Annotated in this window: 14 protein-coding genes; 8 read left to right on the top strand and 6 right to left on the bottom strand. The window is 61.8% G+C overall.

Going from position 1 to position 16228, the window contains the following annotated elements; all coding sequences use genetic code 11:
* The first annotated feature begins 187 nt into the window (after positions 1–187).
* Entirely contained in the window at positions 188–1336 is a 1149-nt protein-coding gene (locus tag ACTJLC_RS04280; RefSeq protein WP_083084474.1) for an acyltransferase family protein, read from the top strand.
* A 122-nt stretch (positions 1337–1458) separates the two neighbouring features.
* Here the strand turns inward: ACTJLC_RS04280 and ACTJLC_RS04275 are convergent, their stop codons facing one another.
* Positions 1459–2646, bottom strand: coding sequence for a glycosyltransferase (locus ACTJLC_RS04275; protein WP_073428134.1), 1188 nt, complete (start codon positions 2644–2646; stop codon positions 1459–1461).
* A 340-nt stretch (positions 2647–2986) separates the two neighbouring features.
* Here ACTJLC_RS04275 and ACTJLC_RS04270 point away from each other — a divergent pair, with 340 nt between their 5' ends.
* Together ACTJLC_RS04270 and ACTJLC_RS04265 are read left to right on the top strand one after the other, a co-directional pair.
* A complete protein-coding gene (locus ACTJLC_RS04270; RefSeq protein ID WP_310130403.1) occupies positions 2987–4240 on the top strand; it encodes an oligosaccharide flippase family protein in 1254 nt (417 codons plus the stop codon).
* Positions 4240–5316 carry a glycosyltransferase family 4 protein gene (locus ACTJLC_RS04265; RefSeq protein ID WP_310130401.1) on the top strand — a complete coding sequence of 359 codons (1077 nt, stop codon included), beginning with the start codon at positions 4240–4242 and terminating at the stop codon, positions 5314–5316. The genes ACTJLC_RS04270 and ACTJLC_RS04265 overlap by 1 nt, the downstream gene beginning before the upstream one ends.
* A 96-nt stretch (positions 5317–5412) precedes the next feature.
* Here the strand turns inward: ACTJLC_RS04265 and ACTJLC_RS04260 are convergent, their stop codons facing one another.
* Together ACTJLC_RS04260 and ACTJLC_RS04255 are read right to left on the bottom strand one after the other, a co-directional pair.
* A complete protein-coding gene (locus ACTJLC_RS04260; protein ID WP_310130398.1) occupies positions 5413–6462 on the bottom strand; it encodes a zinc ribbon domain-containing protein in 1050 nt (349 codons plus the stop codon).
* 101 nt (positions 6463–6563) lie between these two features.
* Positions 6564–7115: a hypothetical protein gene (locus ACTJLC_RS04255; RefSeq protein ID WP_073428292.1), complete on the bottom strand. Its 552-nt coding sequence runs from the start codon at positions 7113–7115 to the stop codon at positions 6564–6566.
* Between the two features lie 96 nt (positions 7116–7211).
* On the opposite strand from ACTJLC_RS04255, the gene ACTJLC_RS04250 reads away from it, so the two are divergent.
* The 5 genes from ACTJLC_RS04250 (at position 7212) to ACTJLC_RS04230 (ending at position 12190) form a co-directional block, all read left to right on the top strand.
* Positions 7212–7796: a hypothetical protein gene (locus ACTJLC_RS04250; protein WP_310130393.1), complete on the top strand. Its 585-nt coding sequence runs from the start codon at positions 7212–7214 to the stop codon at positions 7794–7796.
* A complete protein-coding gene (locus ACTJLC_RS04245) occupies positions 7771–8913 on the top strand; it encodes a GNAT family N-acetyltransferase (protein ID WP_310130390.1) in 1143 nt (380 codons plus the stop codon). The genes ACTJLC_RS04250 and ACTJLC_RS04245 overlap by 26 nt, the downstream gene beginning before the upstream one ends.
* 638 nt (positions 8914–9551) lie before the next feature.
* Positions 9552–10658 carry an Imm72 family immunity protein gene (locus tag ACTJLC_RS04240; protein WP_310130387.1) on the top strand — a complete coding sequence of 369 codons (1107 nt, stop codon included), beginning with the start codon at positions 9552–9554 and terminating at the stop codon, positions 10656–10658.
* A gap of 255 nt (positions 10659–10913) precedes the next feature.
* On the top strand, positions 10914–11897 hold the full coding sequence (locus tag ACTJLC_RS04235; protein ID WP_310130384.1) for an Imm72 family immunity protein: 984 nt from the start codon (positions 10914–10916) through the stop codon (positions 11895–11897).
* Positions 11898–11917: 20 nt separating this feature from the next.
* Positions 11918–12190, top strand: a complete 273-nt coding sequence (locus ACTJLC_RS04230) for a hypothetical protein (protein ID WP_083085040.1) — start codon at positions 11918–11920, stop codon at positions 12188–12190.
* Between the two features lie 121 nt (positions 12191–12311).
* On the opposite strand, the gene glmS is transcribed toward ACTJLC_RS04230, so the two are convergent.
* The 3 genes from glmS to ACTJLC_RS04215 form a co-directional block, all read right to left on the bottom strand.
* Entirely contained in the window at positions 12312–14129 is a 1818-nt protein-coding gene (gene glmS / locus ACTJLC_RS04225) for a glutamine--fructose-6-phosphate transaminase (isomerizing) (RefSeq protein ID WP_310130381.1), read from the bottom strand.
* A 134-nt stretch (positions 14130–14263) separates the two neighbouring features.
* On the bottom strand, positions 14264–15676 hold the full coding sequence (locus tag ACTJLC_RS04220; RefSeq protein WP_310130379.1) for a hypothetical protein: 1413 nt from the start codon (positions 15674–15676) through the stop codon (positions 14264–14266).
* A gap of 181 nt (positions 15677–15857) precedes the next feature.
* Positions 15858–16064 carry a hypothetical protein gene (locus tag ACTJLC_RS04215; protein WP_310130376.1) on the bottom strand — a complete coding sequence of 69 codons (207 nt, stop codon included), beginning with the start codon at positions 16062–16064 and terminating at the stop codon, positions 15858–15860.
* Between the last annotated feature and the right edge of the window lie 164 nt (positions 16065–16228).

The raw sequence follows: 16228 nt of genomic DNA, 5'->3' as shown, positions 1-16228 counted from the left end.
GGGGTGGCCGGTTTCGTCGCCCATTGCCTGGGTTCTGGCGACAGTGGCAAGGGCGCGCTCTGCAAGACCCGCGCACGCTTTCCGATCTTGTCGGTCAATGCCTTGATGTTGGCGCGCACGCACGGCTAGCGCCACCGAAGATGCAGAAAGGGACATGCGCCCGCGACAGGCGAGAGGAGAGAACAAGATGAAATTATTCGGCGGGGCGGGGCCTTCAAAAGCAGGGCGATCGATCGAACTCGACTTCGTTCGCGGCATCGCGATCATCGCGGTGATGGGCTATCACTTTCATGCGGTGCAGACCGGCAATGTCCTGATTCAGATCATCGAATATCCGTTGAAGAACTTCGGGCGCGAAGGCGTGAACCTGTTCTTCACGCTCAGCGGTTTTCTGGTGGGCGGCCTGCTGCTTCGACAGTACGCAGAGACCGGTCACGTCGACGCGCGGCGCTTCATCATCCGGCGGATTTTCCGCATCTGGCCCGCGTATTACGTGCTGCTCGCGTTTCATCTGCTGGTCGGGCGGCATCCGTGGAACACGTTCCTGTTCCAGAACCTCGCGCACTTGCAGAACTACCTGGGGACGTCGATCACGCAGACGTGGAGTCTCGCGGTGGAGGAACACTTTTATCTCGTGCTGCCCGCGTTGCTGTTGCTGTTCGCGCGCTGGCGGCTCGGCGCATGGACGATCGTCGGCGTGCTCACCGGCATTTGCGCGGTGGTGCTCACCGCGCGCTGCTTCGCGGTCGCGGACGGCAATCTCGAAGGCGCCTTCGCGTACACGCAATATCGGATCGACAGTCTGCTGGTGGGCGTGATTCTCTCCGCGATCTACTGGATGAAGCCGGGCGTCTACCATCAACTCGCGAAACGCAAATGGCTGCTGATCGCAAGCATCGTGCTGCTGTGCGCATGGCTCGCGTTCGCGACGAAGAACCTGGCGCTCGACGAAAGCATCGGCTACACGATCCAGGCGATCGGGTTCGCCGCGTTGATCGTATTCGTGCTGGAGTATTCCGGGTCGCTGCGTTCGTCGTGGCTCTATCGCGGGGTCGCCTGGATCGGCCTCTATTCCTACGGCATTTACCTGTGGCATTCGCTGGCGCTCGCGCCCGGCGACATGCTGATTCGCAAGGTGAGCGCACTCGGCCTCGCACCGAGCCTGATCTGGATCGTGGCGCTCACGTTCCAGTTCGCGCTGGCGATCGCGATCGGCTATGTGACCACGCGCGCGATCGAGTATCCGTTCCTGATGATGCGCAACGCGCTGTTCCCGGAAAAACGCAACAGTTCGGTGCGCGAGGAAGTGCCCGTGGCCGGTGGGCAGTTGTCTTGAGTCGACGGCGGTGGGTGGCGGCGCGGCCGGCTGCGCTAGCGCGCCGACCGCCGCGCGGCTTGGACGCTTCGACTGACCACGCGCCGGGCAACGCCGCCTTTGCCGCCCCGCCCGCTGTGCGATCACGCCATCTGTTGCAGCAGGGTCTGCTTGAATTGCCCCAGCGTATGCCGTGACAGCAGATCCTCCCGCGCGGACGCAACGGCCTCGCGCGCATGCGGCCACGAGGTCAGCGTCTCGGTGATCGCGCGGCCGATCGACGCGGAGCTGAGATCGCTCAGGATCGGTCCCAGTTCGCAGCGCCGGCTGAACCAGCCGATCAAGCCGTCTTCCGTGGCGATGACCGGCTTGCCGAAGCGGTAGGCCTGCACCAGCACGCCGCTCATCCCGTAGTGCCCCTTGTAGCCGAGCCACACCGCGTCGCACGCCGAGAACAGATCGCGTTCGACGTCGTTCGAGATGAAGGCGTCGAGCACCAGCGGCGGCGGCGTGAGGCTGCGCACGTGATTGCGCATGAAGTGGCGCGTGCCCGCGTCCTGCTCGCCGGCGACGATCAGCGTGGGCGCATGTTCGAGACGCGTCAGCGCATGCACCAGTTCGTAAATGCCCTTGCGTTCGGTGATCGCGCCGTACACCAGCAGATAGCGTTGCGCGGGGTCCAGTCCGAGCCGCTCGCGAGCGAGCACCGGGTTCTCCGCGCGCTCGTCGGGAAACGGGTCGGCGACGTAGGCGACCGTCGCGCCGGCCAGCGAATGGCGCGCCGCCCATTCCGGCAAGGTGGGATCGATGGTCAGCAGCGTGCGCAGTCCGGTGCAGCGCACCGCGCGCTTGAAGAGCCGCGCCTTGAGCGCATTGACGAGCGGGCGATCGGGCGCCTTGATGCCGACCTCGTGATGATGGAACGTCGCGCGCATCGTGATGCCGATCCAGGGCGTCTGGCCGAACGGCGAGCCGAGAAACGGCAACGCATGGAAAAAGTAGTCGACATACGGCACGACCACGAGCCGGATCTTCTGCATGCGGCTGATGATTGTATGCACGCGCTTGAAGTAGCGGTGAAAGCGCCAGTACTGGTTACGTTCGAACGGACGCCCGCGGCGCGGCGCTTCGGGATCGACGAAGGCGATCTGCTGATCGGGACGGTTGGCGGCCCTGATCTGCCTCGCGAGCCGGTGATCCTCGTTGGCGCACACGGTCACGAGAAGGCACGGATAGCCGGCCTCCTCGCAAGCCTGCATGGTCCACTCGACATAGCGCCACCGATGGCCGGTGAGATTGGGCTCGACAATCAGGACGTAGTCTTGTTCCATCGTTCGGTAGGCCGTGTGCGTGTGGAAAAAATGCCCGGACGCCGGCTGTCTCGCGGCGCTGGCGCAACAACGTTAGCATCGCCGGCACGCGCGGACCCAGTCAATTTGACCCGCTTTGTGCGTCAACGTACCGGAGCGCGACGGCTTCGGCTGAACCGCGCTAGCTGATGGCGGTTGTCGCCGATTGTCTCGCGGTAAGGTCGTGCATGCAGTGCAATGAAAAATTCGCCAGCTTACTGGCGCGACCTAACTAACCATGCGCCGGCGGCGTGCGCAGCGATGCGTGGAATCGCTGCGCGCGGACCGATCCAACGGCGTGTCGATTCGACGGAGAGACAGCTTGCGGGCGAACAGGCTTCCGGCGTTCTCGGTAGCGGGCAGCTTCGGCGCGAGTGCGGCGACGTGGGTGCTGCTGCAGCAGTTCGCCGTGCGCGGCCTGGTGGCCGTCAAATTCCTCGCGATCGGCCGGATGCTCGGACCGGAAGCGATCGGCAGCGTGAGCGTGGCCCTGCTCGCGGTGGCGATTGCCGAGGCGCTGTCGGATACCGGCCTCGCGCAAGCGGTCATTCAGGGCGAACACGCGCCGACGCGCTCGCAACTCAGCGCGGTATGGACGACGCTGACCGCGCGCGGCGTGCTCATTTCGTTGCTGCTGGTCGCGCTCGCGCCGTTGCTGAACAGCCAGTTCCATCTCGACGGTTCACTCGTGCTGCTGCAACTCGCGGCGCTGCTGCCCTTGTTGCGCGGTCTCGCGTCGCCCACTTACTACGTCGTGCAGCGCGAGCGGCGCTTCCAGCATATCGCGGGTGTGGAAGTGGCGGCCGCCTTCGTCGATTGCTCGGTCGGCCTCGCGCTCGCCTATGGCGGCGTGGGCGCGGTTTCGGTGCTGCTCGGCCTGGTCGCCGGCGAAACCCTGAAAAGCGCGCTGACCTGGCTGACGATGACGCCGCGTCCGCCGCTACGCATGGTGTGGTCGGGCATCGGCCAGTATGTCGGCTTCAGCCGCTGGATCTGGGCGAGCAGCGTGATCAATCTGCTGCTCAACCAGTTCGACAAGGTGGTGGTCGGCAAGCTGCTCGGCCCGGCGCAACTGGGCAGCTATCAGATGTCGTCGCGGCTCGCGCAGATGCTGCTCGCCGACGCCGCGATCGCCATGTCGCAATACCTGTTTCCTACTTTCGCGGCGCATCATCGCAGGAATCCGCAGGGTGCCGCGCGGCTCATCAAGGTCTATCTGCTGGCGGTCGCGGTCGGCCTCGCGGTGTTCGTCGAGGGGCTGCGGCTGGTCGCCGAGCCGCTCTTCTCGCTGCTGCTCGGCGCGGCGTGGCTGCCCGCGGTGCCGCTCTTCAGGATCCTGGTGATCAACATGGCGATCGGCGCGCTGATCGCCGTGCTGGTCGCTTATCTGCGCGCGGTGGGCGACGCGAAGGCGACCGTGCATGCCTCGGCGATCCAGGTGGTCGTGCTGCTGGCGAGCGCGCCGCCCGCGGTTCATTGGTGGGGCGTCACGGGCATTGCCTGGTCGATGACGCTGGGCCTCGGCTGTGCCGCGGCCTGGATGCTGTTCAGGACGCTGACTGCAAGGACTTCGTGATGCGTGTCTTTCATCTGGTTCTGGCGCCGCGCCTGTCGGGCGCCGAAGTGCTCGCGAAGGATCTCGCCATCGATCAATGCGCGGACGGCATGGCGGTATGCGTGGCCTCGCTCGTGCCCGTGCACGCCGACTTCGTGCCCTTGCAGAACGAACTGGAGGGTCACGGCGTGCAGTGCTGGTTCCCGGCGCGGCGTCATCGCGCGGCTCGCAAGCTGTGGAATCTGCTGGTCGCGGTGCGGCGCTTTCGTCCTGATGTGATCTTCGCGCATGCCACCATTCCGTCGTTTTACGCCCGCGCGTTGCCGTTGCGCGTGCCGGTCGTCTACGTCATGCACTCGGCGACCAACGACTTCGAGCGCCCGTTGTTCCGGCGCATCGAGCATGTGCTGTCGGGACGCGCGCGGGTGGTGATCGGCGTCTCGCAGCAAGGCCTGACCGACTACGTGCAGGCGATCGGGCCGCATCCCGCGATGACGGTGGTGCCGAACGGCGTGGACCTCGCGCGCTTTGCCTTTACCGACGGCGTGGAAAGTGGCGGACGCGCGCCGCAGATCGTGCAGATCGGCCGCTATGCGTCGGTGAAGAATCAGCTTCTCACCGTGCGGGCCTTCAGCGAAGTGCTCAAACGGGTGGACGACGCGCGCCTCGTGTTGTACGGCGTCGTCGAGGACCCGGACTATCAGCGCGCGGTGATCGAACTGGCGAAACAACTGGGCGTGGCCGAACGTGTCGTGGTGGCGGGCCCGCGCACCGATATCGCCACCGTGTTGTCGGAGTCGAACGTGTTCGTCATGCCGTCGCGCTCCGAGGCGCATAGCGTGGCGTTTCTCGAGGCGCTCGCTTCCGGCGTGCCGATCGTCGCGAGCCGGATTCCGTCGTTTGCCTTCGCGAACGGCTTTCCGGGCGTGCAACTGGTCGATACCGACGACGTGCAGTGCTATGCCAATGCGGTCATCGCGGCATTGGGGCAAGCGCGAGCGCAGCGTTCGCTCGTCGGCCTGACGCTCAGGGATACCGCTGCCCGCTACCGGGCGATCGCGCAACAGGTGTGTCTCGCCGCCGTCTCGGCCCGTTAGCGCGCATCACGCGTGAGTGCGGCCGCATGGTCTTTCGGCGGCGCGATGAGTGACGAGCCAAGCCGTGCAATACCCATCGCTCGATGCCGCATGCCGTCAATGATGGTTGCTCGGGGAGCGAATCTCCGGCGTGGGCTCCGCTGCGGGCTCGGCGGGCGGCGTGTTCTCGAACGCGGACTCGTGCATCGCGAGCGTGGCGAGCCGCTGCGCTTCCTTGCTGCTGGAGTCGACTTGCAGCGCGTTGCTGGCGTTGCGCCACATGCATGCCCATCGCGAGACATAGCCGCAGGCGCGCGCGAGATTCAGGAGCGCGTCGCGCTGCTGCTCGCGTGTGTTCACTGCCGTGCGCAGGTTCAGGGCGTCGCGGTTGGCCGGCTGTGCGGCGACGGCCGCCGCGAGGCGCGCTTTCGTCGCCGATAGATTGTTCTGTTCCAGACTCGCGCGCGCGGCCTTGAGATGTCTCGACACATCCGTGCGGGGTTTATCCGGTTGATCGTTCGTTTTCGTGTTGGGCGTGCGCTGGGGCGGCGGCACGGCGGCTATCGCGGGCGCGGCGGGCGCGGCGGCGATGACGCGGCGCGCGGGCGGCGGTGGTGGCGGCGATGGTGACGCGACCTGCGGCGAAACCGGCGGCGGCCGCATGGGCACCGCGCGCGCGGCCGCGGGCTGCTGGGCGATGACGACGGCCGGCCGGGCAGCGGCAATCGGCGCTTTGGCGGCTTGCGTCGTCACCTTGCCGGACACGACGACTGGCGTTCCGACGCTCGAATCGTCGCCGTGGATGAAACCCAGGTACACCGCGGACGCCACCACCAGCGCCGAGGCGCTGATCGCAACGGGCTGGCGCAGTCTCTGATACGCGGACAACGCGACGACGGGTTCTTCCGCGATGTCGTACGGATCGACCAGCGCGCGCGACGCGGGACGCCAGATGCCGCGCGCCGGCAGCGGGGTGGTCACGATCGGCGAGCTATCGTGCAGCGGAACGTTCAGGGAGCGTGGCGGCGCAAAGCGCGTGTCGAGCGAGTCGAGCGAGTCGAGCGTGTCGGCCGCGCGCGCGTGGCACGAAGGGCAACGTGTGAAACGCCCGGCTAGCGGTGCACCGCAGTGTCCGCATTGGCGAGAATCGCGTTGATCGGAAGTCATGTCGCTAAGCATTGCCGTGTCGCAAACGGGCGTCGAAGAGCGGCGCCGCAACTAGAGAACAAGGCACCGCAACGAGGCTTGCATGTCGGGCTACTGCGAGGTCACTGCGCAACGACGTAACCCCGAGCTTGCATGCACGCGCCGTACGCGGCCCAATACTGTGTCATCGGCGGTTCCGGTGCCGGCAGCGGCGGCAGTTTCACGTTGGACGCCGCAGTCGTTGGCGGCGCGCTGGCCGCGGTTGTCTCCGAGGCGCCGTCGTTCGCGTCGGCCGCGGCGCTCGTCGCCGGGGCGCTTGCGGTGGTGGCGCTCGCCGCCCTGGTGGTCGAAGCCGGTGTTGCCGTTGCCGCGCTCGCGGCGGACGGCATGCTCGCGCCCATCGGCGAGGACGAAAAGCTGCTGGAAGGCAACGGCGGCCGCGATGGCGCGCCGGTCGACGAGGACTTGGCGGCGGGCGGTTTGCGCGGCGGAATCTGCGGTTCGCGAGCGATGTTGACCTTGGTCTGCCTGTTCGCCGCCGCGAAGCATAGTGCGTTGTCGACGCTGCGCTGGTACGCGCTCTGACTTCGGATCGGATAGGTGAGCGGTTGCCACCCGAAGGCGCCACTGCTGAACACCATTATCGTCAGTACGGTATATGTTCTGATTCTCATCGCAGTCGCTCCCGCAGCGATGTTTCGCCGTTCGCAGGCAATCGCGCTTCGCGGCGTGTTCTGATGGCTGTCGATTCTGCCGCTGAACGGCGGCTCATGACCGCGAAGGCTGCTTTCTTCAGCGTAACACCGTGCCTTGCCGGCGCGACGCGCTGCATAGCGCGAGAAAACGCCATCCTGCAGTCGAATCACGACATATTTGCGCAAACAGGTGGACAGGTTGGTGATCCGTACGGGCAATCCCTGGCGCGGTTGTCCGCCGACGATGCCGGTCTTGAGCGACCGTCGCCGGCATGCCGCGCGAACGCGATCAGCACTTTCATCGCCACGTTGTGCGGTACGCCGCACAACGAACGACGGCAACAGGAGATGATCGACCTCGAAGACATCGGCAAGCGGTTCGTCATGCTGTTGCGCGTCCGGGGTCGACGCACACGACGCACGTATCGCTTGATCGTTGCTAGTTGCCTGATAGTTGATAACCGTGCAATCACAAGTCACGGCCTGCTTCGCGCAAGCAGTCTTTCGCCCCTTGCCGGGGACGAATGCAGAGGCGATCCAGGAACCACTGACCGGAGCCAAAATGGACCTTACTGCGCGAACAAAAATACAGAGCGCGGCTCATTCTTTCTTTCACACGCATCGCCAAAATACGATGGCGGCGGACGCCATATCGTTTGACGTCGTCGACGATATCGAGCGCTTTCGTGCGCTTCAACGCGAGTGGGACGATCTCTGGCGTCTTGCCGACGGGCAGTTTTTCCAATCCTTTGCTTTTTGCCACGCCAGCCTGATCGCCGAGGAAAAGGGTTCGCGACGGAAGCTTCACTGCGTCACTGGACGGCAAAACGGCCGCCTTGTTTTCGTGTGGCCGCTTGTTACCTACTGGAATAGTGTCTGGAAGTATGCCGCGCCGCTCGCGCCGCGGAACCGCTCGCCCAGTGACATCCTCGTTGCGCCGGAATGCGGCAGCGAGCCACTCGTGAAGTCAGCGTGGGATGCGGCGCTCAAGTCGACGGGTGCGGATATCGTGGAGTTGTGGCGCGTCCGTTCGAGCTCGCTGCTATGCCGATGCGCGACGACGTACGCCGCGACCCGTCGAACACAGATCGAGCCGACATACTATGCGTCGCTGCGCGGCCTGGAAGATTGGGAGGCGTTTTGCCGCTCGCGGCCGGGACGGAGTAAACACCCGGACTATCTGAAGCGAAAGCTTGCCAAGCATATTGATTTCAACCTCGAAGTACTCGATCGGAACGACGCCCGGACCTCCTCCGTGGTGAACTGGCTCGTCTCCCATAAGCGCGAGTGGGCGCACGTCAAGGACATCGACAGTCAGTGGGTCTTTTCCGAATCCAGTGACAAGTTCTGGGGCGATCTGATGTTGAACAGGACATACGAAGCCGGTGTAATGCGTGTATTCGTACTCTGGCATCAGCAGCGACCCATTGCAGCCCTGATCGTGGCAGTGGGTGCGAAAAGGGTGGACTTCCTGACCGTCACCTACGATATGGAGCTTGCGAAGTTATCGCCCGGTACGGTTCTTCTGGACGAAGGCGTGAAATGGGCATTCGAGCATGGACTCGATGTCGATTTCACGCCCGGAAGTGAGCCGTACAAGGTGTCGTGGAGCGGGCGTGCGTCATACACGACTTCATCGTTCCTCGTTTTGCCGACCACGTGGGGGTTGATGGGCTACAGGGCAAAGATGGCCGCGAAAAAGCTTCAGGGCATGATGGGGCGCGCCGTCAGCCTGCTTTCGGCCCGGCATGCCGAGGTAGACCGCACGGGCGAGTGAGTGCGGGGGAGGGTTGTGATTGCCGAGGCGCTCGTCATCAGGAACACCACACCCGTACCTGCCTCAGCGGTAGTGCCCAACCGGTGCAAGCATTCCCTTTCTCTTTCTATTCATTTTGGATAAACAGCGCAATTCGATTGATCTTTGTGCTGGTCCGTCAAATCCGTGTTGGCTGTTCCCGTTTTCAATTGAGCGGTCTTGGGCTAATGACCAACCGGAAACGGCGGCAGTATGAAGCGATAAAGAAAAGCGCAACGTCGAATTGCGTGTCAGTCAGAGCGCGACGCACACGCGGTATTGTGCGATATTCGTGTTCATCATATGATTCCGGACGTTTCAAAATTTGGATTTTCCCGGGGTCAGAAAGATGGGCGCGCAAGACCTTGTTTCGGCAATCAACGCAGGCATCAATCAAACCGAAAGGCTGCTGAAGCTGGATACGCCGCTCGGCACAGAGGTTCTCGTGCCTCAACGGGCGAGCGGAACGTCGCGTATGGGTACAGCAAGTTCTCGGAGGATATTTCCGGAACCGTACGGACGCGTCGGCTTGCCAGCGACGAAATTCAGACGAAGGTAACAAACAGCCGCGTCACAGCTACCGCGCGTACTGGAAACGCCGAAAATCAGGAGCAGTTGCAGTGAGCGACACCGTGAAACTCTACGATATGCGAGACGATGAGGCGAGACGCCGAGTCTTCTGGTTACTCAAACGACTAACCAGCTATTCTTTATGGCAACGCAAACGTGATGCGTGGGAGTCTTTTTCCACAGCATATGAGAATGCGGTCAAGACTTGGCCGAAAAGTCAACCCGAGCAAATGGACGCAGATAAGCTACCTCGAATTTTCGAGACGCTGAGTCTATATAACAGAGGGCTTGATGAACTCCGAAAAGGCCATCGCTTCGTGTGGCGCTCCGGCGAGCCGCTGCAGGTGGCGATGGATAATTCCGGCACTATTATGAGCTTCCTCTACCCTCATCCCGACTACTGGGAGAGGGGCGCCCAGTTAGCACCTTATCCAGACAAGGTTGAAGCACTCCAACGGTTGCTTCTTGCAGGTAAGTATGAGGGTGACTATGCACCCATCGAAGTACCGTTTGTTCCTCACGCAATAGCTCGTCACAGCAGCCCGGGAAGTCTGCTCAACCCGGAAGCATATAAGTACCAGTTTTATGAGCTTCCGTATCCTGTCTTTCCGGATGTGCTTCCAGCCGTCCCGGCGGGGGCAGACATTATCATCAGTTCGGGCCAGCGCGTTCCTGTCGATGGAATATGGGAGCCCGTCAAAATAGAACGAGAGAAGGTTCTCGGTATCGTCCCGGTAGGCGTGAAGAGCATAGAAAATGACGGCTGCTTCAATTACCTGGTGGTGGACACAAAGGCACCCAATATCATTGGTGGCTGGAACGAAGCGGCCTCAAAAGCCGAGCGCACCGGTACGCACTGGCGTCTTCTCTGGGAGGACACTCGATACAAGAACGGCACAAGCCCCGACGAATCCGAATACTTTCTTGAGAGCAAGCAACCTATTCAAGACGCCCCACGCGAAGCTGCTATAGGTGACCTTGAAGTCCGAACAGGCGACGTTTGCCCGGTAACGGGTACCTGGGAAGCGAAAGACTTCGAGAATCACCGCATTGAGGCATCGAAGGGCAAGGTCATGCCGGATGTTCTCGCCAGCGCGCCCGGTTCGGGTGAGCGCCGTGTTCACTGGGTTACATGGCGTCTCGTCAGGCGAGCGTGAAGCTCTTATACATCGCCAACAGCTCAATTGAGAAAATGAAGTGACCAGCGTGAGCCGCAGATTTATCCTGAAGGACGACAAGACGGACCGCAACGGCTTGGTGCTCGACGGGATTGCGGAACGGAGGGCGTTGTCGTAGGAGACGGCTCGCCGCTCGACCGATGAAGCTCAGAGCAAGGTTACGCAGACGAACAGTGTGAAGACGGCTGCAGTGAGAACTGGCGCCGATCTAGAGACGCAACGGTGACATATACGATGAAGCAGTACGACATGCAGGTTGACTTGGCTCGCCGTCAAGTTTTCTGGTTGCTTCAGAGACTGACAAGCTATGCGCTCTGGAAAAGGAAGCGCGACGCGTTTGCCACCTTTGCGAACGAGTACGAAGTCGCCGTCAAAATGTGGCCAAAGAGCGACCCGGAGCAGATGTCTGCAGACCTGCTCCCAATCATCTACGAGACGTTAAGTCTGTATAACCAAGGTTTGGAAGAGTTGGCGAAGGGTCGGCGCTTCGTGTGGCGTGAAGGCCAGCCATTTCGGTTGGCCATAACGAACTACCATACTGTCACCAGCTACTTTTATACAGACCCCCGTTATTGGGAGCGCGGTCAGCAGGAGGCTCCATATCCGCCGAAGGTGGAGGCGCTAAATCGTCTCATGCGTGCTTCCGAGTATCACGGCGAGCAGTCTGCTCTCGATGTGCCGTATGTTCCAAACCTATCTGCACATTGGACATCACCTGGGGGACTGTTGAACCCAGACGCCTATAAATACGAGTTTTACCAACTCCCGTACCCGGTATTCCCGAACAACCTGCCAGAAGTGCTCCTTGGCACGGGGCCGATTGTGCGCTCGGGGCAGGAAATTCCGGTCGATGGCATATGGGAGCCCGTAAAAATCCATCGCGAGAAAGTACTAGGGGTTATCGCTTTCGGCGCAAAAAGCGAAAGAAACGAGGGGTGCTTTAACTATCTCGTAGCTGGGACGCGAGCGCCCACGATAACAGGCGAATTTCATGCGGCTAAGGGCCGGGCGGACAAGGTCAGTACCCATTGGCGGCTCCTTTGGGAAGACGACCGATACAAGGACGGTGTTATTCCCGACGAGTCTGCGTATTTCCTTGAACGTGCGCCGACGGATGGGGCAACGGACCGCGTGTGTTCGCACATGGATTCTCTTCACGGTTCCCGACCGCCGGCATTATTCCGCCTCTTCGGCGAGCATGGCGCTAGACTGGCGTAACCGACAGCAAGGAGACCCGGATGATACGTAAGACGCTCAACGCCTCCAGGCTTCAGCAGGAGGTTGACCGGCGAATCCATCGACTGCAGGCGATCGTCGAGGACGGTGTAAAGATTCGCGTGCCGCGACCGCAGTTGCAGGAGCCTGACAAAACGGGATGTAACTGGAACATGACCCATTTCGGCAACGCAGTCGGCTTCGACCGCGACATCGAGGACGTGCTCAAGGCCGTGCGTGCGGAGTACAACCTCAGTACCGAGGTCAAGGACGCTGACAACCCATTTGGAGACTAGCTGTCGCGGATGCGGGAAGCGGTGAAATCGCCGACCAAGGAGTGGCCGGACGAGTACCCGGCAGCCGCGGTGGAGTGGCTAATGGTACTGCCCAATGGGCCGGCCAACGCGCCTTCGCCCGTCACTCAACCGTAACCGACTTCGCCAGGTTCCGCGGTTTATCCACGTCCGTGCCCCGCGCGCACGCCGTGTGATACGCCAGCAACTGCAGCGGCACCACGTGCAGAATCGGCGACAGCAGGCCATAGTGCTCCGGCATGCGGATCACGTGCAGCCCCTCATCGTTGACGATCTTCGTATCGGCATCGGCGAATACATAAAGCTGACCGCCGCGCGCGCGCACTTCCTGAATATTCGACTTCAGCTTTTCCAGCAGCGCGTCGTTCGGCGCGACCGTCACCACCGGCATCGCTTCAGTGACGAGCGCGAGCGGCCCGTGCTTCAACTCGCCAGCCGGATAAGCCTCGGCGTGAATATAGGAAATCTCCTTGAGCTTCAGCGCACCTTCGAGCGCGATCGGATAGTGCAAGCCGCGCCCGAGGAACAACGCATGCTCCTTGCGCAAAAATTCCTCCGACCACGCGATGATCTGCGGCTCGAGCGCCAGCACGCTGTTCAACGCGGCTGGCAGGTGACGCAAATGCCTGATGTAGTCCGCTTCATGTTCCGCATCCACATGCCCGCGCATCTTGCCGAGCGTCACGGCCAGCACGAACAGCGCGACCAGTTGCGTCGTGAATGCCTTCGTCGACGCCACACCAATTTCGCGCCCCGCGTGGGTCAGGAACGCGAGTTCGGTCTGACGCACCATTGCGCTAGTCGCGACGTTGCAGATCGCGAGCGTGTGCTTGTGCCCAAGCGACTGCGCGTGCTTGAGCGCCGCCAGCGTATCCGCCGTTTCGCCCGACTGCGAGATCACCACCACCAGCGATTTCGGATTCGGCACGGATTCGCGGTAGCGATACTCGCTGGCAATTTCCACCTGTGTCGGGATCTTTGCGACCGATTCCAGCCAGTACTTCGCCGTCAGCCCCGAGTAATAGCTGGTGCCGCACGCGAGGATCAGGAGACTGTCGATCTCCGAAAATGCCTCGGCTGCGTTGTCGCCGAACAGCGAGGCGTCGAAGGTGTCGGCTTGCGGAAGCGTGTCCGTCACCGCACGCGGCTGCTCGAAAATTTCCTTCTGCATGAAGTGACGATATGGGCCGAGTTCGACCGCGCCGCCGTACGTTTCCACGTGACGCGTCTCACGCTCCGCGGGCTCGCCATCGCGATCGACGATGCGCACCCCGTCGAACGTCAATTCGCAGACATCGCCCTCTTCGAGGAAGATAAAGCGGTCGGTGCTGTGCTCGAGCGCGAGCGCATCCGATGCGAGAAAGTTCTCGCCTTCGCCCAGGCCGACGACGAGCGGCGAACCCCGGCGCGCGCCGACCACCGTATGCGGCTCGTCGTTATGCAGCACCGCGATCGCATACGCGCCGTGCAAGTGCTGCGTCGCTTCGCGCACGGCGGCGAACAGATTGCCGCGATACAGGCTATGCACGAGATGCGCGATTACCTCGGTATCGGTTTGCGAGGCGAATTCATAGCCCTTGGCGCGCAACATCTCGCGCAGCACCTCGTAGTTCTCGATGATGCCGTTGTGCACGAGCGCGATTTCATTGCGCGAGAAGATCGGGTGCGCGTTGTCCGTGACGGGCGCGCCGTGCGTGGCCCAGCGCGTGTGCGCGATACCCGTGACGCCGTCGAGATGCGAGTTGCGCACCTTGCCGTCGAGGTCCGACACGCGTGCCACGCTGCGCGCGCGTCTCGGTTCGCCGTTCGCCAGTACGGCCACGCCGCATGAATCGTAGCCGCGATATTCGAGGCGACGCAGCCCTTCGATCAGGACAGGAACGATGTTTCTTTGCGCTGCCGCGCCGACAATGCCACACATGATGAAGGCCTCAAGCGGAGTTGCAATCCGGAATCTGAATCAATCTTCTCGTCTTCACGCATTGAGGCGTGTGGACGATCAGCGAGCCGGCGGTTCTTCGACACGTGGCTGCCCGAAAACGCCACGCGTCCCCGTCATGTTCCTCTTAGGTGTTCCGGCGACGCTCGATGCACGGGCAGGCGAACTTCCGCTTCGCTGTCTTGCGGTGCGCGGGCGCGCGCCGGCAGGCGCATCAGCAAGGGGAGCAGCCCGAAAAAGAGCGCGGGCTCGGAATAGTTGAGCTTCAGACTCATGATCACCACAAAAAACAGCACATGCGGCAGGTCCTTTCGCATCTTCATGAACATCAGCGCGGGAACGATCAGCCCCAGGACGCCAAAGCGCACGACGAAGTATTGAATCAGTCCGGCGTCGTTGAGTGACGCTACGTGCACGCCGCCACCCGGCTTCGCGAGATGGTATAGCGAGCTTTCGAGCGTAAAGGGCCCGTAGCCAAGGAGCCAGTCCCAACCAGTGCGAACGTTATAAATGTAGTCCAGCAGTTCCAGGCGGATTGCGGAGGACTCGTCCATCTTCATCGCAAAGCTGTTGAAATACGCCTCGAAAAAAGACGGAGCCGCCAATAACGCAGCGACGCACAGAATGATGATCATCACTCGGGCCGACTTTCCCTTGACGAGAAGAATGGCGAATATCAGCAACGCGCATTGCACGATGGCCGCTGTCGACTGGGTGATCAACATCGCAACGATCGCGAGCAAAACGGGAAAGAAATGCGCTTCGCGTTGACGCACCTTGCCAAGCACGACATAGCCAATCGTCAACGAGGCAATCACTGCGCCGAACGTGGATGGCTCGATGAACAGGCCGGTCGGTCGGTACGCGAAGACAGGATTAAGACCCTCGTAATTGTGAAAACGCGACGGCTCGCCGGTCACCGGCTCGACGAAATCAATGTAGGTGTTCGTGGCAATCAGAGACGCGGTCTGCGCGAATTGGACCACGGTATTGAGAACGATAAGTCCCACGAGCGAAGCGCTCAGCTCGTCGGGCGTCGCAACGACGAGCGCATGAAAGCACAGCACGAAAAGCGTGACCAGGACGAGGAATGCGTAGTTGTTGAACGCGGACTTCTCAAGGTCAGGCGCGCCGTTCGCCACGGGAAAGAGGAGGTAATAGAGAAAGAAGCCGGTAATGATCGCCAGCACTGCTGCGGCCAGCATGAGGTTTCGATGTCCGAGCAACTCCGCACGCGTACTGTGAGTGCCTATGCAGTACGCGCACAGCAGCAGGATGCCAGCCATCTGAACATAGGCGCCGTGGCTCACCAGCGACGACAGAAGCAGCGCGATAAACAGGATCGGAAAACGAAGAATGCGGCTCATGGGCGATCTTGCCTTCGTATACCAGCCCGCAAAGGCAGGCAATGTTGCGCTTCGGCGCGTTTCCCGCGCATTTCCCGTTCCGCTGGCGTCTTTGTCATGCCTTTGCAGACAGCACAAGCCTGTTCCAGCGAGGGCGCGAAAGTCGGAAGTCTTGCCGTTCAAGCTCGCTCGCGATCACAAAGAAGCGCTGCGAGACGGCTTAATTTCGTGTGTCAAGCGTGATACAGGCTCACATGCACCACAGTGCGGCATCACACATATGAACGGAGAGGGGCGGTCGAGCCGGAAAGGAGGGAGCGGGGAAGGAGGGGAAGCGGCAGCTATTTTGCGTGAACGGAAACGTTCAGCGCCGACGAGCAGGTTTTTCGGCAGCAAGGTCTTCTTCGCCCGTCAAATGCGAGCGGGAAGGCGTTTTCGAGTCGGATCTCTGAGTACCATTGCGGCCCCGTCTTGAACCCGGCTTGAGGGAGAGAACATCGAAGACGGCCAGCAGTGATAGGGCGACGACAGCCAGAAAGATGACCGTGCCGATGATATTAAGCAAACCCATATCTCACTCTCTACATGGAAGATCTTCAGCATCTCACTGAGCCGAATGCCGCAAGCGCCGATGCGCATTCCGGCAGCGCAGCGCGAGACGGCGAGCGTTGAAGACATGGTAGCACGACGATATGTGCGGTATCGCGCACTATGGTAGGGAAGGCGCTTGACGCT

It is taken from the genome of Paraburkholderia sp. 22099 (genome assembly GCF_052045835.1).
GTDB classification, from domain to species: Bacteria; Pseudomonadota; Gammaproteobacteria; order Burkholderiales; family Burkholderiaceae; genus Paraburkholderia; species Paraburkholderia terricola.
This window is presented reverse-complemented; position numbering and strand designations above follow the sequence as displayed.

What these genes read in the sequence shown, in the direction of transcription:
- ACTJLC_RS04265 (WP_310130401.1), top strand. Translation starts at nt 4,240, where the DNA reads ATGCGTGTCTTTCATCTGGTTCTGGCGCCGCGCCTGTCGGGCGCCGAA.
- ACTJLC_RS04215 (WP_310130376.1), bottom strand. Translation starts at nt 16,064, where the DNA reads ATGGGTTTGCTTAATATCATCGGCACGGTCATCTTTCTGGCTGTCGTC.
- glmS (WP_310130381.1), bottom strand. Translation starts at nt 14,129, where the DNA reads ATGTGTGGCATTGTCGGCGCGGCAGCGCAAAGAAACATCGTTCCTGTC.
- ACTJLC_RS04235 (WP_310130384.1), top strand. Translation starts at nt 10,914, where the DNA reads ATGAAGCAGTACGACATGCAGGTTGACTTGGCTCGCCGTCAAGTTTTC.
- ACTJLC_RS04260 (WP_310130398.1), bottom strand. Translation starts at nt 6,462, where the DNA reads ATGACTTCCGATCAACGCGATTCTCGCCAATGCGGACACTGCGGTGCA.
- ACTJLC_RS04245 (WP_310130390.1), top strand. Translation starts at nt 7,771, where the DNA reads ATGGCGGCGGACGCCATATCGTTTGACGTCGTCGACGATATCGAGCGC.
- ACTJLC_RS04275 (WP_073428134.1), bottom strand. Translation starts at nt 2,646, where the DNA reads ATGGAACAAGACTACGTCCTGATTGTCGAGCCCAATCTCACCGGCCAT.
- ACTJLC_RS04230 (WP_083085040.1), top strand. Translation starts at nt 11,918, where the DNA reads ATGATACGTAAGACGCTCAACGCCTCCAGGCTTCAGCAGGAGGTTGAC.
- ACTJLC_RS04250 (WP_310130393.1), top strand. Translation starts at nt 7,212, where the DNA reads ATGACCGCGAAGGCTGCTTTCTTCAGCGTAACACCGTGCCTTGCCGGC.
- ACTJLC_RS04255 (WP_073428292.1), bottom strand. Translation starts at nt 7,115, where the DNA reads ATGAGAATCAGAACATATACCGTACTGACGATAATGGTGTTCAGCAGT.
- ACTJLC_RS04280 (WP_083084474.1), top strand. Translation starts at nt 188, where the DNA reads ATGAAATTATTCGGCGGGGCGGGGCCTTCAAAAGCAGGGCGATCGATC.